The 17,028-nt window shown below is 61.1% G+C and carries 18 protein-coding genes and 3 pseudogenes; 10 read left to right on the forward strand and 11 right to left on the reverse strand.

What is annotated here, in order from left to right; genetic code table 11:
- Positions 1-98: 98 nt before the first annotated feature.
- Positions 99-1,301, reverse strand: a complete 1,203-nt coding sequence (locus QMO82_RS16610; RefSeq protein WP_283196651.1) for a pyridoxal phosphate-dependent aminotransferase — start codon at positions 1,299-1,301, stop codon at positions 99-101.
- Positions 1,302-1,658: 357 nt separating this feature from the next.
- Between QMO82_RS16610 and QMO82_RS16615 the strand changes: the two genes are divergently transcribed.
- The 4 genes and pseudogenes from QMO82_RS16615 (at position 1,659) to QMO82_RS16630 (ending at position 5,502) form a co-directional block, all read left to right on the forward strand.
- On the forward strand, positions 1,659-3,302 hold the full coding sequence (locus QMO82_RS16615; protein WP_246718320.1) for a glycosyltransferase family 39 protein: 1,644 nt from the start codon (positions 1,659-1,661) through the stop codon (positions 3,300-3,302).
- Positions 3,303-3,538: 236 nt separating this feature from the next.
- Positions 3,539-3,811: pseudogene (locus QMO82_RS16620) on the forward strand (marine proteobacterial sortase target protein); the annotation flags it as partial.
- Between the two features lie 178 nt (positions 3,812-3,989).
- Positions 3,990-4,232, forward strand: a pseudogene (locus QMO82_RS16625) (class GN sortase); the annotation flags it as partial.
- 127 nt (positions 4,233-4,359) lie between these two features.
- On the forward strand, positions 4,360-5,502 hold the full coding sequence (locus QMO82_RS16630) for a PQQ-dependent sugar dehydrogenase (protein ID WP_183608062.1): 1,143 nt from the start codon (positions 4,360-4,362) through the stop codon (positions 5,500-5,502).
- A gap of 190 nt (positions 5,503-5,692) precedes the next feature.
- Here the strand turns inward: QMO82_RS16630 and QMO82_RS16635 are convergent, their stop codons facing one another.
- Positions 5,693-6,001 (reverse strand): hypothetical protein, encoded by a 309-nt coding sequence (locus tag QMO82_RS16635; protein WP_246718302.1) that lies wholly within the window; start codon positions 5,999-6,001, stop codon positions 5,693-5,695.
- Positions 6,002-6,129: 128 nt separating this feature from the next.
- The gene (locus QMO82_RS16640; protein ID WP_183608061.1) at positions 6,130-6,603 is read right to left on the reverse strand and encodes a DUF3052 domain-containing protein; all 474 of its coding nucleotides are present in this window, start codon (positions 6,601-6,603) and stop codon (positions 6,130-6,132) included.
- A gap of 97 nt (positions 6,604-6,700) precedes the next feature.
- Between QMO82_RS16640 and QMO82_RS16645 the strand changes: the two genes are divergently transcribed.
- The 3 genes from QMO82_RS16645 (at position 6,701) to QMO82_RS16655 (ending at position 8,913) form a co-directional block, all read left to right on the forward strand.
- A complete protein-coding gene (locus QMO82_RS16645) occupies positions 6,701-7,591 on the forward strand; it encodes a DMT family transporter (protein WP_183608060.1) in 891 nt (296 codons plus the stop codon).
- A gap of 487 nt (positions 7,592-8,078) precedes the next feature.
- Positions 8,079-8,294, forward strand: coding sequence for a cold-shock protein (locus QMO82_RS16650; RefSeq protein WP_003561293.1), 216 nt, complete (start codon positions 8,079-8,081; stop codon positions 8,292-8,294).
- 142 nt (positions 8,295-8,436) lie between these two features.
- Positions 8,437-8,913 (forward strand): BA14K family protein, encoded by a 477-nt coding sequence (locus QMO82_RS16655; protein ID WP_183608059.1) that lies wholly within the window; start codon positions 8,437-8,439, stop codon positions 8,911-8,913.
- A 186-nt stretch (positions 8,914-9,099) separates the two neighbouring features.
- Here QMO82_RS16655 and QMO82_RS16660 read toward each other — a convergent pair whose 3' ends face one another.
- A complete protein-coding gene (locus tag QMO82_RS16660; RefSeq protein WP_183608058.1) occupies positions 9,100-9,972 on the reverse strand; it encodes an oxidoreductase in 873 nt (290 codons plus the stop codon).
- Positions 9,973-10,007: 35 nt separating this feature from the next.
- On the opposite strand from QMO82_RS16660, the gene QMO82_RS16665 reads away from it, so the two are divergent.
- Positions 10,008-10,466 carry a helix-turn-helix domain-containing protein gene (locus tag QMO82_RS16665; RefSeq protein WP_183608057.1) on the forward strand — a complete coding sequence of 153 codons (459 nt, stop codon included), beginning with the start codon at positions 10,008-10,010 and terminating at the stop codon, positions 10,464-10,466.
- On the opposite strand, the gene QMO82_RS16670 is transcribed toward QMO82_RS16665, so the two are convergent.
- Genes QMO82_RS16670 through QMO82_RS16680 form a run of 3 tightly spaced genes read right to left on the reverse strand, consistent with a single transcriptional unit; the run spans position 10,463 to position 13,056 of the window.
- Complete coding sequence (locus tag QMO82_RS16670; RefSeq protein WP_183608056.1) at positions 10,463-11,839, reverse strand: ATP-binding protein; 1,377 nt, start codon at positions 11,837-11,839, stop codon at positions 10,463-10,465. The two genes, QMO82_RS16665 and QMO82_RS16670, sit on opposite strands and share 4 nt — an antisense overlap.
- A gap of 23 nt (positions 11,840-11,862) precedes the next feature.
- Positions 11,863-12,564 (reverse strand): response regulator, encoded by a 702-nt coding sequence (locus QMO82_RS16675; protein WP_097620290.1) that lies wholly within the window; start codon positions 12,562-12,564, stop codon positions 11,863-11,865.
- The gene (locus QMO82_RS16680) at positions 12,565-13,056 is read right to left on the reverse strand and encodes a MarR family winged helix-turn-helix transcriptional regulator (RefSeq protein ID WP_183608055.1); all 492 of its coding nucleotides are present in this window, start codon (positions 13,054-13,056) and stop codon (positions 12,565-12,567) included.
- A 246-nt stretch (positions 13,057-13,302) separates the two neighbouring features.
- Here QMO82_RS16680 and QMO82_RS16685 point away from each other — a divergent pair.
- Positions 13,303-13,680: pseudogene (locus QMO82_RS16685) on the forward strand (branched-chain amino acid aminotransferase); the annotation flags it as partial.
- 101 nt (positions 13,681-13,781) lie between these two features.
- On the opposite strand, the gene QMO82_RS16690 reads toward QMO82_RS16685, so the two are convergent.
- Both QMO82_RS16690 and QMO82_RS16695 read right to left on the reverse strand, forming a co-directional pair.
- Positions 13,782-14,051, reverse strand: a complete 270-nt coding sequence (locus QMO82_RS16690) for a hypothetical protein (RefSeq protein WP_183608054.1) — start codon at positions 14,049-14,051, stop codon at positions 13,782-13,784.
- Between the two features lie 184 nt (positions 14,052-14,235).
- Complete coding sequence (locus QMO82_RS16695) at positions 14,236-14,853, reverse strand: DUF1236 domain-containing protein (protein ID WP_183608053.1); 618 nt, start codon at positions 14,851-14,853, stop codon at positions 14,236-14,238.
- A gap of 288 nt (positions 14,854-15,141) precedes the next feature.
- Here QMO82_RS16695 and QMO82_RS16700 point away from each other — a divergent pair, with 288 nt between their 5' ends.
- A complete protein-coding gene (locus QMO82_RS16700) occupies positions 15,142-15,843 on the forward strand; it encodes an MBL fold metallo-hydrolase (RefSeq protein WP_183608052.1) in 702 nt (233 codons plus the stop codon).
- 8 nt (positions 15,844-15,851) lie between these two features.
- On the opposite strand, the gene QMO82_RS16705 is transcribed toward QMO82_RS16700, so the two are convergent.
- Positions 15,852-16,193 (reverse strand): tRNA-binding protein, encoded by a 342-nt coding sequence (locus tag QMO82_RS16705; RefSeq protein WP_183608051.1) that lies wholly within the window; start codon positions 16,191-16,193, stop codon positions 15,852-15,854.
- A 7-nt stretch (positions 16,194-16,200) separates the two neighbouring features.
- Positions 16,201-17,028 carry a pyrroline-5-carboxylate reductase gene (gene proC, locus QMO82_RS16710; protein WP_183608050.1) on the reverse strand — a complete coding sequence of 276 codons (828 nt, stop codon included), beginning with the start codon at positions 17,026-17,028 and terminating at the stop codon, positions 16,201-16,203.

Here is a 17,028-nt window from a genome sequence, read left to right on the forward strand (position 1 = left end):
TCTCAAATGTAGCCACATGCAGCCACATCGTCAACGCCGCACAAGCAAAAGGCCCGCCGTCACCGGCGGGCCTTCGATCGATATTATCGCAGTCCGATTTACTTGCAGGCGCCGCAGAAGCGCTGGATGCGGCGGCAGGCTTCCTCGAGAAGCGTTTCCGAGGTCGCGTAGGAGATGCGGAAGTTCGGACCGAGGCCGAAGGCCGAGCCATGAACGACGGCAACGCCTTCGGTTTCCAGCAATTCGGAAACGAAATCCTCATCTGTCTCGATGACCTTGCCCGAAGGAGCCGTCTTGCCGATCAGGCCCTTGCAAGAGGGATAGACGTAGAAGGCGCCTTCCGGAACCGGGCAGACAATGCCCTTGGCCTGGTTCAGCATGGACACGACGAGATCGCGGCGGCCTTCGAAGATCTTCTTATTTGCGGGGATGAAATCCTGCATGCCGTTCAGCGCTTCGACAGCCGCCCACTGAGCGATCGACGTCGCGCCCGAGGTCTGCTGCCCCTGGATCATGTCCATAGCCTTGATGAGCTGGATCGGGCCGGCGGCATAGCCGATACGCCAGCCGGTCATTGCGTAGGCCTTGGAGACGCCGTTCATCGTCAGTGTCCGGTCGTAGAGGCTGGGCTCGACCTCCACGGGCGTGACGAACTTGAAGTCGCCATAGGTCAGATGCTCGTACATGTCGTCGGTCAACACCCAGACATGCGGATGCTTGACCAGCACGTCGGTCAGCGCCTTCAGCTCGTCATGCGTATAGGCAGCGCCCGTCGGGTTGGACGGTGAGTTGAAGATGAACCACTTGGTCTTCGGCGTGATCGCCTTTTCGAGATCTGCCGGCTGGAGCTTGAAGTTATGCTCCTGGGTGGCCGAAACGAAAATCGGCGTGCCGCCGCACAGCGCCACCATCTCCGGATAAGACACCCAGTACGGCGCCGGAATGACGACTTCGTCACCCGGGTTCAACGTCGCCATGAAGGCGTTGAACAGGATCTGCTTGCCGCCGGTACCGACGATCGTCTGTTCCCAGGAGTATTCGAGGCCGTTCTCGCGCTTGAACTTGGCGGCGATTGCCTTGCGCAGTTCCGGGATACCGGAAACCGGCGTGTACTTCGTCTCGCCGCGATTGATCGCGTCGATGGCGGCCTTCTTGATATTATCCGGCGTATCGAAATCCGGCTCACCCGCGCCGAGGCCGATGACGTCGCGTCCTTTTGCTTTCAGCTCGCGCGCTTTCTGAGAGACGGCGATGGTGGCTGAAGGCTTCACACGAGAAAGAGCATCGGCAAGGAAGGCCATGATATCGGTCCTATTGGTTGAAACGGGCAGAAAGCCGGGACCGGAGTTCTGCGGTTAGCTCTATGTCCAATGTATGACGGCATTTCAAGCGCAAAGGCGTGATGGGGGCAATGATTCTTATTGATCGTTTCGCCGCACCGGCGAGCCGGCCCGCCGTCCTCTTCGGCAAGGCTTGCGGCGCGTAGTCAATAATCAATCTGGGTGAATTGCTTTTTAAGGTATTGCTGATGAACTGCCGCCATGACAAAGCCGCCCCGCAAGCCTTCCAAGCCGCTGCTCGGTGAAGCCTACGAGCGGCTCCACAACCGACCGCGCCGGCGGCGAGATCCCGCTCAGCCTGATCCTCCTCTCGATCCGATGCCCGCACGTATCGCGCCAGACGACCCGGAATTGAATCAGGCCGACGGTCGGCAATACCCTCAGACGACCTGCCGGAACATGGCTGTTCGCAACTACCTGAACCTCAACACGGCGATCTTGCTGGGGATCCTGATTATTGCGATCGTCTTCAGGCTCCACAAGATCACCTTGCCGCTGGTCGACGGCTTCAGCTGGCGCGAGATAAGCACCGCAATGATGGCCGACAATTTCCAGCAGCGCAGCTGGAACATCTTCTTTCCTGAGGTCAGCTGGACCGGGCCTGGGCCAAGCTATCAGGGCCGCGAATTCCAGATCGTCAGCTATCTTACAGCCCTGCTCTATCAATTTTTCGGCTGGCACGACTGGTTCGGCCGCGTGGTTGCGGCCTTCTTCGGTCTGGTGACGGTGTTTTCGTTGCACAGGCTGACGGCGCAATGCTGGGGGGAGATGCACGCCCACGCAGCGGCACTGGCCTATGCGCTGATGCCGGCGGCGATCATGATCGACAGCTCGTTTCTTCCCGATCCCGCGATGCTGGCCTTGGTAACTCTCGGCGTCTGGCTGTTCGTCAAATACTGGGCCGGCGGCAGCGGCCGGCTCTTGCCGCTCGCCGCGGTCAGCTTCACGCTCGGTGTCCTGTCAAAGCCACCAGGCTTGGCCGCCGGTGCCGTCATCTTCTACCTGATGGTCTTCTGGATTTTGGAAAAGAAACTAAAACAGGCGGCCGGGGTCTTCCTGTCGGGGCTCGTGAGCCTGGCCGTCATCGGCGCTTATTTCAGCTGGGCGATTTATCTCGGCCGCAGCTATCCGCCGTTTCATGTCGCCGGCACCGGCGGCTATATCTGGGAATCCGGCTTCCGGACATACGTCAGGGACAGGTTCTACTTCCAATCCGCGTGGAACACCTCGCTCTTGTGGTTCTACGGCTATCCGTTCATGATCCTGCTCGCGGTCGGCTTGTGGATGCCGCCCAGCCCCCCCGAAGACCGTAGGCAGTGCACCCTTTCGGCCATCCCCTATGTGTGGCTGGCTGCGGCCATGGTCGTCTATCTGGCGGCGGCGGGCGAGATCACCAGCAATGTGTGGAACTTCCACATCTTCCATGTGCCGGTCGCGATGTTGTGCGGCCGCGGCGCGCTTCTTCTGGCGACGCTTGCATCGCGAACCGTTTTATCGCCGGTGGTCGTGCTTCGCGCGATCTGCATTGTGGCCGTCACGCTTGTCTGGTCGACCCTTCCCCTCGTCAGGACGATGAAGAAGCCAATCGCCATGAAGGGCAAGCTGCTCGGCGAGGAACTGGCGCGGTTGGCGCAGCCCGGCGAGCTTGTCGTCGCCATCGCGCCCGAGGTCGGCGATCCCGTCGCAGTCTACTACAGCAGGGCGCGCGGCTGGGTGTTCCCGCCTGGCGGAGGCGATACCGAATGGTCGAAATTCGTCGCCGACGATGCCACCGCGATCGCCCAACTCGAGGAACTGCGCGCGCAAGGCGCGGATCTGTTCGGCGTGGCCAAGAACGCCACCGACAAGCAGGACCTGCTGTTCGTCGAGCATCATGACGGGGTCATCGACTATCTGGAAAGGACCGCAACCAAGCTTGTCGATTCGGATGATTTGCTGGTCTACAGGATCACCCGTCCATGAGAGCCGCGACCGTCCGAGGCCAGGGGTCTCGGACAGGATATGGCCCCGACCCCGGCACTTTCGCGGTGGCGACGATCGCATTTTTCGCCTTTTGAAATCAGCAAGATCGCCGGACTTCGTCATCGCCACCAATAAGCCGCAACAAATGCCGTGCGTCGCCGCAATTCGGTCGTGAGCGCGCCGAGATCGAAGCAGCATTATTCCGGTCTCCGAAATTGGTTATTGAGGGTGCGCCAATGTTTCTGGAAGATGAGCTTGCCGTCGGGCGCATGCGCATGCGCCGGATTTCCGTTTCACTTTTTGTCGCGGTCACCGCCCTTGTTGCCTGCATCGCCGCAATAGTGGGGTTTGCCTCCGCCGCCCGCGCCGAGACGCAACAGGCATCCAACCAGCTCGCAGCACTTGTCCGGCCGAACGGCGTCAACAGCGGCTCGCCGGCGGGCTTTTATGTCGAAGCACCATGGCTGAAGCCCGACGTCGCCATCGATGTCTCCGGCCCGATCGCCAAGGCCGCCACGATGGTCGCGCAGAAGTCCTCGACCATGAACCTGACGCAGACGGCAACGCAGGCCGAGGAGCAGATCATCCGCGGGCTCACCATGCTGCTCCTGGCGCTGACGGCGGCAAGCGGGCTGGCAGTCTGGCGTCGTCGCCTCAAGGGCATTGTCTTGATCGGAGCCAAGCCCGATGGTCGTTAGGCCTGCTGCAAGCCAGAATGAGGGAGCGACTGAATTCGAGCCGCTTCCGACCTATCTGGAACTCGCCCTTGCCGCCGCCACGGCCCACGATGTGCCGAAGGCGCGGCGAAGGAAAGGCTTTTTCCTCTGGCGCCTTTCCTCGACCGAACGGGCGATCGCCTTTGCCATTGCCGGTCTTGCCCTTTACGGCCTGGCGCTGATCGGCGATGGCTTCCTGCTGAAGGCGAAGGCTGGGCTGATCGACCAGGCGACGGGTTCCGTTCAACCGGCAAACACAAAGCCGTTATTGCGGACCGAATGAGGTTGAAGCGACCCCCTGCCCGCTCCACGTTCGAACTGGAGAGACGACGGGAAACAAGATGAAGAGACTGTCCGCCTTCAATTTCGCAGCAGCACTAGCCCTCTTCAGCGCGGTATCCGCCGATGCCGCCGATACTGTCAACACGCAGGGCCCGACCGTCCGTGTCGACAAGCTCGCCGACGGACTCGAACATCCCTGGGCTGTCGAAATCTTGCCCGACGGCGCCTATCTCGTCACCGAGCGGCCCGGCCGCATGCGCATTATCCGCGACGGCAAGGTCTCCGATCCGATCGCCGGCGTTCCGAAGGTCAGTGCCCGTGGCCAGGGCGGCCTGATGGACGTGGCGCTCGCTTCGGACTTTGCCAAGAGCCGCAGGCTGTATTTCACCGCCGCCATCGCCAATCGGCAGGGCTCCGGCACCGAAGCCTTCAGCGCCACGCTTTCCGCTGACGAGAAGAGACTGGACGCCGTCACGCCTGTTTTCACGATGCAGCGCTTCACCTCGGGCAACATCCAGTATGGCTCGCGCATCGCGATTGCCCCCGACGGCAGCCTGTTCATCAGCGTCGGTGACCGTGGCGACCGCGACCGCTCGCAGGACTGGCGGGACGACGCCGGCTCGATCATCCACATCAACGCCGACGGCAGCATCCCCGCCGACAATCCTTTCAAGGACGGCGGCAAGGCGCTGCCGGAAATCTGGTCGAAAGGCCACCGCAATCCGCAGGGTATCGCCTTCGATAGCAAGGACGACAAACTCTACACTGTCGAACATGGTGCGCGCGGCGGCGACGAGATCAATCAGCCCGAGGCAGGCAAGAATTACGGCTGGCCGATCATCACCTACGGCCGCGATTATTCAGGCGCCGAGATCGGCGAAGGTACCGCCAAGAAAGGGCTTGAACAGCCGCTGCATTACTGGGATCCGTCGATCGCCCCCGGGGCGCTCGCCGTTTATCGCGGCGCCATGTTCCCGGAATGGGACGGCAATTTCCTCGTCGCGGCGCTGAAGTTCCAGCTGCTCTCGCGCATGCAGCGTGACGAGAGCGGCGCCTTCGTGGCCGAAGAGCGCCTGTTCGAGGGCGAATACGGCCGCATCCGCGATATCATCGTCGCGCCTGACGGCGCGCTGCTGATGGTGACGGACGAGGATGACGGATCACTGCTCAGGATCTCGCGCGCTGAGGCCAATAACGGCTGAGCGCACACGGCGATGATGGACGAATGGCTGAAGACGGGGACGGCGACACTTCGCTGGAACGGAACGCCGTGATCGACCTTGTTCCCGAAACCGGGAAGCCAAGCACGGGGCGGCTATTTACAGCTGTACTCCCAGATGAAGTATTGAGGATGCCTAGCCTCGGGATCTTTGTCTTGTTCCGGATCCCTGCTCAGCCAAATATTTCCGAGGAGGAAACGCCGTTCTGGCAGCTGCCTTTGATCAATTTCGCCACCATCTGGAAAACTTGCAAATGCCGGTCGCGAAACGACATCTCCGCCAACGGGCCAATATATTTTTCTCCGTTGTGAGTGACTTCGATTCTTCGATCCTTGGCGCCTAAAGCAGTGACGGTATAATTGAATTCCGAGCCGCTAAGCTGTGTTGTTCCACTATCCCCAGTGTCGCGGGCACTCGCGGGTTCTATGGCAACTATTAAAAGCCAGCACAACAGGATATACTTTAAATATCTAATATGCATTAGAATCGCCCACCTATATTCGACCAGACAATACGGCCTTCCGTCGTTTACACAATCGGCAATTTGGGCGGGCTCTTCGCGCGGATGGTGCGTTGGGACAGTGCCGGAAAACGGCAACGGCTGAGACGTCAAAATGCGCCGCGCAATTCCTTACGGATGACGAATTTCAGCCCGGACCAGACTTCGTCGACAGCGCAGACCTTGACGTCGACCAGACCGGTCGGAAGGAGAATCTCTCGCAACACATCCTCGGTGACATCGGTCGGCACCCGCGAACGTTTCTTCGGCCATGAGATCCAGACCATGCCGTCCGGCTTCAGAACACCGAAGAGCGTAGGCGCAATAGCCTCCAGCGCCTCTCGTTCAGTCACAAACAGATGCATATAGTCGAACGCCCGGCGAGGTATTTCGGGAAGCGCAAGGGCGACCGAGGCAAAACCGTCGAAGCCATGGATGTCGTTAATCGCCTTTGGAACGCTAAGAAGGGCGGCCGCCTGCCCGCGCACAAGGCCGAGCTTCCTGGCGAGCGGCGTGCCTGAATAGCCTGCCGTCCCGGGCGTTGCCGCCATGTCGCCGGCCGGCCGGCCTTCTTCGCGTCGCATGCCCTACCTCCATCGTCAGGTGTGAAGTCTTCACCCTTGCCTAGAAGAAACGCAACTGCTAACCGATTGGGCACATCCCTTCCCCATCGAGGACGACATGACGCGCGCTCAGGCGAACCTCCTCCTATTGCTTGCGGCCGCCATCTGGGGCGGCGGCTTCGTCGCGCAATCGACGGCGATGAAGGCGATCGGTCCCTTCTGGTTCATCGCCCTGCGTTTTGCCGTCGCCACATTGGCCGTGCTGCCCTTCGTCGTTTTTGAAGCGCGCAAAACCAAGGTGAAGACAAGCCGACGCCATGCGAAACTCTATGTCCTGACCGGCCTTGCCCTTTTCAGCGGCGCGGCCACGCAGCAGGTCGGGCTGCAGACGACGACGGTGACGAATTCCAGCTTCATCACCGGCCTCTATGTCGTCTTCGTGCCACTGATCGCCGTGTTCTTCCTGCGTCGTGCCCCGCATTGGGTCATCTGGCCGGGCGCGCTGATGGCTATCGCGGGTATCTATCTTCTGTCCGGCGGTCATCTCTCGGCCCTCACATCAGGTGATCTCCTGACCGTCGTCTGCGCCGTCTTCTGGGCAATCCAGATCACCCTGGCCGGCACGACCGTGTCTGCCACCGGAAGGCCGCTCGCGCTCTCGGCCACGCAATTCGCCATCACCGCGGTCTGCGCGCTTGCCATTGCCGCAGCCGTCGAACCGATCACCCTATCGGCGATTTGGGCCGCAGCACCTGAGATACTCTATGTCGGCATCTTCTCCTCCGGCCTCGCCTTCGTGCTGCAGGTGATCGCCCAGCGCTACACCACGCCCTCGCAGGCCGCGATCTTCCTCTCGTCCGAGGCATTGTTCGGCTCATCACTCGCCGCCCTTCTGCTCGGCGAGACGATGCCGGCGACAGGCTATGCAGGTTGCACGCTCCTGTTTACCGCTATGCTTGTGGTCGAACTCGTGCCCGGGCTCGCCCGGCGACGCGTGCCGGCCGCCTGAACACGCGTCCAAATATGGATTGGTCACGCATCGGAAAAAATTTTGCCGGAGGCGTGTGAAGACGCGCTCACGTTGCATTTTTGGGAAAATCTGCTCGCAACTTATATTGCAGACGATATAAAACGTTAATCATTCCCTATCTTCGAAGAAAATTTTGCGTTTTTGCGCAAACTGGATATCCGCAGGGGTCTGCCCCACCCGGCACGCTAAAAACTTTTGCTTGCCAAAATCCTTTAAACGCAGCACTCTCAGCGCGTTCGGGCATTTTGCGAGCATGGGAAGTCCTTAAGTATTTGCGCGCCGGGAACGCTAATATTCCGGTCAGCCGGTTCCGAAAATGGCGGGCGAAAGTCCTGCCTGGAGCAGGCAGAGGTAGAGGGGACCTTTTTCTCACATTTCAAGAATTGCCTGCCAACACCTCCCGCAAGGAGGCAATGCTATGATGCTGCCCGTGTGGATGGCGGGCAGAGAGAAAAGGACCTGACGCATGGCCGAGACTGGCACTGTAAAATTCTTCAATACCGACAAAGGCTTCGGCTTCATCAAGCCGGACCGGGGCGGCGCCGATATCTTCGTTCACATTTCTGCCGTTCAAGCCTCCGGGCTGGCCGGTCTGACGGAAAACCAGAAGGTAAGCTTCGACACGGAGCCGGATCGCCGTGGCAAAGGCCCGAAGGCCGTCAATCTGCAGATTGCGGGCTGAACCCTTAAACAAGGCTGTCGAATTCGAGTTGAAGCCCGGCAGCAATGCCGGGTTTTGTCGTTCAGCCTTCGTTCAGCTAAAAATCTGTACGACTGTGACCATCGAGAAAGGAACCGGCGTTCGGTTCCCGGGATTAGGATTTATGCCAATGAACAGGCTCGCCAAGACACTTCTGCTGACGGCAACCGCTGCGGCGCTCACCCTTTCCGCCATTGGTGAAGCCTCGGCCCGCGACGGCCACTGGCGCCATGGCAATCATCATGGCAACAACGATGCGTGGGTTGGCGGCGCCGTCGGCCTTGCCACCGGCCTGATCGTCGGCTCTGCCATCGCCAATGCCAATAACGGTCCGGTTTACGAAGAGCGCCGCTACATCGACCCGGCCTACGAACCGGATTATTACGAGCCCGCTCCGGTCTATCGCGCCCCGCGCCGCGTCTATGTCGAGCAGCCACAATATGTCGAGCAGCCGCAATACTACGCGCCGGTCCGCACGTCAGTGGAGCCTTGGTCGCCGCAATGGCAGCGTTACTGCTCGTATCGTTACCGGTCCTTCGATCCGCGCAGCGGCACCTATATCGGCAATGACGGCCGCAGCCACTTCTGCACCGCCGGCTGATCGCTCAATATCCCCGATGCCAAGCGCCGCTTTTCAGCGGCGCTTTTGTTTTCAGAGCAATTCCAGCAAAAGTGTGCAGCGGTTTTGCCAGGCAAAGCGTGAAACGCTTTTGCCGGGAATTGCGTAAAAACAAAGAGATAGAGCATTTTCGTGATTCGAAGAAAAACGGAAATGCTCTACCCCTGTTCAACCCGCCTTCTGTTCCCGGGACGTCGGCTCCGTCTCGCCATCCGGCTCGAAATCGGTCGAGACACTGACGGCGCGCCATTCCCGATCAGCTTCGATACGCGCAGCATCCGCTTTCTCGACATTGCGCACGGCATCGCTGCCGAGCAGCAGCCGGAGCGGCGGCGCATCGAGGCCGGCGATATGGATGATGACCGCAGCCGCTTTGGCAGGATCTCCGGGCTGGCGACCATTATACTCACGCTGGAAGCGCACGGTCGCGCCGACCGTCTCCGCATAGTCCTGCCGCCCTTCGGCAAGCACCGTCGAGGCGCCGGCGAAATCGGTCCTGAAGCCGCCGGGCTCAATCACCGTCACTTTGATGCCGAATGGCGCAACCTCTTTCGACAACACCTCGGAAAAGCCCTCGACAGCGAATTTCGCCGCTGAATAGGCGCCGCGCCCGGCAGGTCCGATCCGGCCGCCGACGGATGAGAACTGGATGATATGCCCCGCCCCCTGCTCGCGCATCAGAGCGATGACCGCCTTGGTCATGATGATCGTGCCGAACAGGTTGGTCTCGATCTGGGCGCGGAAATCGGCAAGGCTGGCATCTTCGATCGAGGAGACATTGCCGTAACCGGCATTGTTGACAAGCACGTCGATGCGACCAAACCTCTTCACACCAGCCTCGACCGCGGCCGCGGCCGCCGCCTCGTCCGTCACGTCGAGCGCAAGCGTCAAAACCTGGCCGCCATACCGTTCGGAAAGATCGGCAAGCTGGGCAGGATCGCGTGCCGTCGCCACCAGAATGTCGCCAGAGGCCAGAACCGCCTCCGCCAGTGCTCGGCCGAGACCGCGCGAACTCCCCGTAATCAACCAGACCTTGGACATCGGAAACCTCTCCTTCTTTGGTTCCCGGCTCATGTATGGTCTATTGTATCCGATCGAAAGAAGGTACCCGGACGATCTATACACACCTTGAGGTAACCGACGTGAGCAACGACATGTTCGATTTCTGCCGCAGTATCACGGACGAACAGGATGCGCGCGCCCGTGTTCTGATCGAGCGGGCGGCGGCGAAATGGCCGCTCCGCATCCTGCATGTACTCTCCGATGCCGGCGCCCCCTTGCGCTTCTCGCGCCTCTTGGAACGGGTCGAGGGCATCAGCCAGAAAGTCCTGACGCAGACGCTGCGCACTCTCGAAAGAGATGGCCTCGTCATCCGCACGCTCTATCCCGAGGTGCCGCCACGCGTCGAATATGAGTTGACACCGCTCGGCCGCGACCTCCTCATGCAGGTCGCTGCGCTCTGGCGCTGGATCGTCGAACACCTGGACGATTTCGATGCGCGCAAAGCCGTGAAGCTGACTGCAACAGGCATCTAGGCTGGAATGCGGATCGTAGCTCTCAGTCCTCCGAGCGGGCTGTCGCCAAGGGTGACGTTGCCGCCGTGGCTGCGGGCGATGTCGCGGGCGATCGCAAGGCCGAGGCCGGTGCCCGACGCATCGAGGTTGCGCGCCATATCCAGCCGGAAGAATGGCTTGAACACGTCCTCGCGGTTCTTTTCAGGAATGCCCGGCCCGTCATCGTCGAAAACCACCGTCAGCCATTTGGCATTGTGCTTGGCCTCGATGTCGAGCCTGTCGGCATAACGGCGTGCGTTCGAGGCAAGGTTGGTGACCAGACGCATGAAGGCGTTCGGCCTGACCGATATGTCGTCGTCGCCTTCGATCGAATAGCTGAGTTTTTTGCCGTGCAGGGCGAAATCCGATTCCAGCTTCGCGAAGATCTCGCTCAGTTTCAGCTCTCCGACATCCTCTTCGACCTCGCCGCGCGCGAAGGCCATATAGGCCTCCAGCATGGTCTGCATGTCGTTGACGTCGTCGTTCAGCCCATGCAGGTCGGGATTGTCGCCGGCCAGCGCCAATTGCAGCTTGAAGCGGGTCAGGATGGTGCGCAGATCATGACTGACGCCGGAGAGCATGGCCGTTCGCTGCTCGATCTGCCGTTCGATTCGCTCGCGCATCAGAATGAAGGCAAGACCGGCGCGCCGGACTTCGTCGGCGCCGCGCGGATGGAAATTGTCGGGCTTCTGCCCCTTGCCGAAGCTTTCGGCCGCTCGCGCCAGCATCAGGATCGGCCGGATCTGCCCACGCAGGAAGAGGATCGAGATGCCGATCAGCACCAGCGAGGTGCCGACCATCCAGACGATGAAGATATGCGTGTTCGAGGCATAGGTCTGGCTGCGCTTGGTCAGCACCCGCAGGATCTTGTTATCGAGCTTGATGCGGATCTCGACGAGGTTCGAGTTGCCGACCGTGTCGATCCAGAAAGGCCGGTGGATCTCGTCGGTGATCTCGTCGCTGAGGATGCCGTCGAGGATCGAGAAGAACGGCTTGACACGCGGCGGCGGCAGGTCGCCGTCCGGCTCGATCGAGATCTGCAGGCTGAGCTGGTCGCGGGCGATGCGGATGATTTCGCTATAGTCGGAATTCTGCGGGTAGGTCTCGATGATCTCGATGATCGCCGCGATGTCGCGGGTGACGGCAAGCGACAGCCGCTCCGTCACCATCTGCCAGTGGCGCTCCATGAAGACGGCGGCGACGACGGATTGCAACAGCACCATCGGAATGATGATGATCAGCAGTGAGCGCGCGTAAAGCCCGGTCGGCAGCCGCCGGCGCAGCCAGCGGACGATCCAGCGCCAGCCCGGCGCAGAACTGCGGTCTTCCCGCCGCAAGCTGTCGATCGTCACCATCAGCGCCGGTCCTGATCTTGAGTTTAATCGATGCTCAGCCTGTATCCGATACCGCGCACCGTCTGCAGCCAGACGGGGTTGGCCGGATCTTCCTCGATCTTGCGCCGCAGCCGGTTGATCTGCACGTCGATCGTTCGCTCGCCCACCTCGGTGTCGTTGCCGATCAGCTCGTGACGCGGGATCGTATCGCCGGCGCGGCGCGCAAAGAGCAGCATGATCTCCTGCTCGCGGTCGGTGAGCCGGATCACCTCGCTGGCCTTCTTCAGCTCCTTGCGAGTCAGCGAGAAGGTGTAGGGACCAAACATCACCTGTTCGATCTTCGGCCCCTCGCCGCCGGCATTGCGGCGCAGGATGTTGTTGATGCGCAGCACCAGTTCGCGCGGATCGAAGGGCTTGGAAAGATAGTCGTCGGCCCCCGCCTCCAACCCTTCGATGCGATTGCCCGATTCCGCCAGCGCCGTCAGCATGATGATCGGCACGTTCTTGATGGCGCGAAGCCCACGGGTGACCTCGATGCCGGATTCGCCGGGCATCATCACATCCATGATGATGAGATCGAAATCGAGCCCCGTGAGCTTGCGCTGCGCCTCGGCGCCGTCGGCGGCGACGGTGACGCGGAAGCCGTTCTCGGCGAGATAACGATTGAGCAGCGCGCGGATGCGCGAGTCGTCGTCGACCACCAGCAGATGCGCCGCATCGTCGGAAATACCTGTCTTGACCGCCATTCAATCCGCCTTCTGTCTGTCCCGCATCCCTCTGAGGAAAGCTTTTACGCCCTCCCGCACCTCCGCAGAAGCCCCTTCGAATGCCCGCTCAATGCGGCGCGATTGCGGCTCGGCAAGGGCAAGCGCCAGCTCCCGTCCGGATTTCGTCGGATAGAGCTTGCGCTGCCGCCGGTCCTCAGGCCCCGCCACCTGGCGAATATAACCTGAATCGATCAGCTGTTTCAGCACCCTTGCAAGGCTCTGCTTGGTGATCCGCAGCGTATCGAGAAGATCGGCCACCGTCATGCCGGGATTGCGGTTGACGAAATGCACGACCCGGTGATGCGCCCGACCGAAGCCGCTCTTTTCGAGGATGGCGTCAGGATCGGAAACGAAATCGCGATAGGCAAAGAAGAACTGCTCGATGATCTCGAAATCGATCATGTCGGTATCTTCCATCGCCGTGGCCAGCGGCTCCGGCTTGCCCGCTTTCGGACCGGTCTGTCGTGACACTCGGCATTTCCTTTCTTTTCCCAACACAGCCGGAAACTTTCGCGAAGATATGTCAATTTTATTGGCGTATCTTGCGTCGCTGCTGGCTCCCCGTGCTCTGCCGGGAGCCCCACACGGCCTCTCGTTTCCCTGGAAACCAAATCCCGTCCGGCACTCCGACGCACCGCGCAATTTCCCCTTGCGTCTGTGGATAAAACGTAATGGGGACAACAATCAACAGGCATGGCGCCCGCGGCGACCGTCGGGCTATTGAAGCGCCAGGATTTCCAGGATGCCTATACCGCCCGATTGCCTGGCGCGGCAGCGAAATGATGGGCGTTTCGGCGCAGGCCAATCGCATCAACGTCACCATCGCCGTCTGGGCAATGGGGCAGCTCTTTCAACCCGACCGAGAAGTTGCAGAGCAACCGGCTCGACATCGCCGAACACCGTCGTCCGGATCCGAAGACCGCGCCCTGCGCCTCCAAGGCGGCCGGTCTCTCCGTGATCTGCACTTGTTTCCAAGCACGCCGCTGCAGCCAAGAGTTATGCGGATGCGATAATGCTCGATTATGAACGATCACTCGCCAGACCGTGATCGAACTCGCCAAACGCCGCAGCATTGCCGTGATCGAGCGCAGGATTTCCGAACCCTGATAAACGACGACTTAAAGGAGTCTATCCCGCGGCGGTCGCCGCCGAATAAGATCCGTCACGCGTTCGCTCCGGCCGGAGTGTCTGGCCTTTTACCTATGTGCCCGCGCCATAACCAGTCCGGCGAGCGTCGAGAGAATGCCGCCGCCGATGAGACCGCCGATGCCGTCGGCGATCAGGCCGGTCATCGCCGCTTCGCCGCCGACCATGCTGAGCAGCATGCCGCCGGCCACGCCGCCGATCGCGCCTGCGATCGTGCGGGCGACGATATTCAGTGCCTGCTGCTTCAAGGCGGCGCTTGCGGCGTTACCGCCGATGGCGCCTGCTATTAATTGGATGACGAGCGGAAGTAGCGCTTCCATGATTTCCTCCTGTGGCGATCTCCCCGATCGCCGATCCATGCCGAACCTTCAGCATATTAGCATTTTATCATATTTCGGAGGAACGCGTTAAGAAAATCAACCGATGCGGGATTAAGGCAAGGCAGAACTGGCCCGGAACGAGGCGGCCTGACGTCCGCCTCGCCCTCAGTTTTTGCCAATCGTGTCATTGATAGACGTAGACGATCCGGCGCGTACCGGGATCGACCAGCACCGGCCGGTCGTTGATCCTCGTATAGCGGTACTCGTAGTCGGGAATCGTCTGGAAGGTGACGTCGGCAGGCACCTGCGCGCCGACGACGACATCGCCGCCGAGCCGCACGGTGTCAGCCGGGTTGGTCTCGATATAGGTGCGGACCGTCTCAGGTGGCGTGATGGTTTCGACCGACCCGACGGGGCCGAGCAATTCGTCGCCAGGCGCCGGTTGAGGCTCGGCGGGAACGACACTTCCGGTCGACTCGTAGGTCACGACGGGAACGCCTATCTCGGCGCGGTGCTGTTCAACGATGACCGGGCTGCCGCCGCGGTCGACCTGCAGATAATCGGCATAGACCCAGCCGCGCATACCATTGACGTCGACACGGCACCAGCGGCTGCCTTCGATACAGCCGTCGAGCACCGCGGTCGAGCCACGCGTGGCAAGACCGACTGCCGGATATTGCGGGCCAGGGCCGGCCCGGACGTTGAGATCATTGACGGTCGTCGCCATCATCTCCGCCTGCGCAAGACCGCCGCTCGCCAGGAGCACGGCTCCCGCCAGCAGAATGTTTCTCTTCAAGGTCATAGGAGCGTCTCCTTGGTTTCGATGGGCGGACAACGCGCCGGGTTCGACGATGTTCCCATGCGCTCCCCCTGCGCGAAACACCACTTATGGGAGATTCCATGCAACTGCTTTGAAGGATTGGACAAAACTCGATTTTTTCGCCCGGTGATGATGGTGAAGAGAGGCATAAATTCTTGTTGCAGTCCGTCTTTTTGCCGTGAGGCAGGCCGCGGAGGCAGAAGATTCCGGCTGTCCTTGCATTCGTTTCGGACTATACCCTGAGCATCGTAGACACTAAGCGAGGCACTTATGGGCATGCTCCAAGCCGGCATCATTCCGGTGACACCCTTCCAGCAAAATTGCACGATCTTCTTCGATGCCGATACCAAGGAAGGCGTCGTCGTCGATCCGGGCGGCGACGTGCCGCTGATCCAACAGGCGATCGCGCAAAACGGCCTGACCATCAAGGAAATCTGGCTGACCCACGGCCATCTCGACCATGCCGGTGGGGCCAGCGAACTGAAGGAGGCCTTGAACGTCGACGTGGTTGGCCCGCATCAGGACGACCTGCCGCTGCTGCAGCGGATCGAGTCCCAGGCCGCAAAATATGGTATATCGGGATTGCGCAACGTCCTGCCCGACCGCTGGCTGAAGGATGGCGACAAGATCTCCTTCGGCACCCACGAATTCGAGGTCTATCACGCGCCCGGCCATGCGCCCGGCCACGTCATCTATTTCAACCGCACACAGAATTTCGCCCATCTCGGCGATGTGCTCTTCAACGGCTCGATCGGGCGGACGGACCTGCCCGGCGGCAATCATCAGCAGCTTCTCGATTCGATCCGCGATAAGGTATTGCCGCTCGGCGACGACGTCGGCTTCATCTGCGGCCACGGCCCCGGCAGCCGCATCGGCGATGAACGGCGGAGCAATCCATTTCTGCAGGAAATCAGAGCCGGCGGGGCATCCGGCACGAACGCATCAGGCCAAACGCCTGGTAAGACGATCTGAGCTCACGCTCACATCAGCTTCCTGCCGTTCGGCACCGGCTGCTCGACGGCCGCCAGCACGATCGCGCCGTTCTCGTCCTCGAAACCCAGTGTCAGCACCTCCGAGCGGAACGGCCCGATCTGGCGCGGCGGGAAGTTGACGACGCTGAGCACCTGCCGGCCGATCAGGCTTTCCGGCGTATAATGGACGGTGATCTGCGCCGAGGATTTTTTCGTGCCGATGTCGGGGCCGAAATCGATCACCAGTTTGAATGCCGGCTTGCGCGCTTCCGGAAAGGGAGCGACCTCGACGATCGTACCGACGCGGATGTCGACGCGCTCGAAATCGTTGTAGGTGATCTCTTCCGCCATGTCTGCGTCAGCCCGCCAACTCTTCAGCCCGCTTGCGCGCCGCCGCAAGCGCAGCATCGAACAGAGGCTGCATGCCGTTTTCGGCCATCAGCACGGCGAGTGCGGCCGCCGTCGTGCCGCCAGGAGAGGTCACATTCTGCCGCAGCCGCGAAGCGTCGTCGGGGGACTGATGCAAAAGTTCACCAGCCCCCGCGACTGTTTCCCGCGCAAGACGCATGGCGAGGTCCGCCTGCAAGCCGAGTTTACGGCCTGCCTCCGCCATACATTCGACGAGATAGAACACATAGGCAGGACCGCTGCCCGAAAGCGCCGTTACGGCATCGATATCAGCCTCGGCGGGCACCCATTCGACCGGACCCGAGACACTGAGAAGCGAATGGACACGCTCACGCTGCTGAGCGCCGACACCGGCATTGGCAAAGGCGCCGGTGACGCCGCGCCCGACCATAGCAGGCGTGTTCGGCATGGCCCGCACCATGGCGGCTTTGCCGAGATGTCTCTCGAGGAAACCGAGCGTCTTGCCGGCCGCGACCGAAACCACGACCGTTTCCGTGCCGACGGCGCTCTTCACCGCCGGCAACACCGTTTCCATCACCTGCGGTTTGACCGCCAGAAACAGAACGCTGGCCTTCAGATCCGCCGGAAGCGCGGTCAGATGCTTCGCACCCGCCTCACTGATCGTCGCGAGCATTGCCGGTGAGGGGCCGGGATCGACGACGATGACGGCCGAGCCCGGGACGCCGCTCTTCAGCCAGCCGGAGAGCATCGCCCCGCCCATGTTTCCGGCACCGATCAGGACGACGGGTTTTTCCGAGGAGAAAGCCTTCGTCGGCAT

It is taken from the genome of Rhizobium sp. BT04 (genome assembly GCF_030053135.1).
In the GTDB taxonomy this organism is placed as follows: Bacteria; Pseudomonadota; Alphaproteobacteria; order Rhizobiales; family Rhizobiaceae; genus Rhizobium; species Rhizobium binxianense.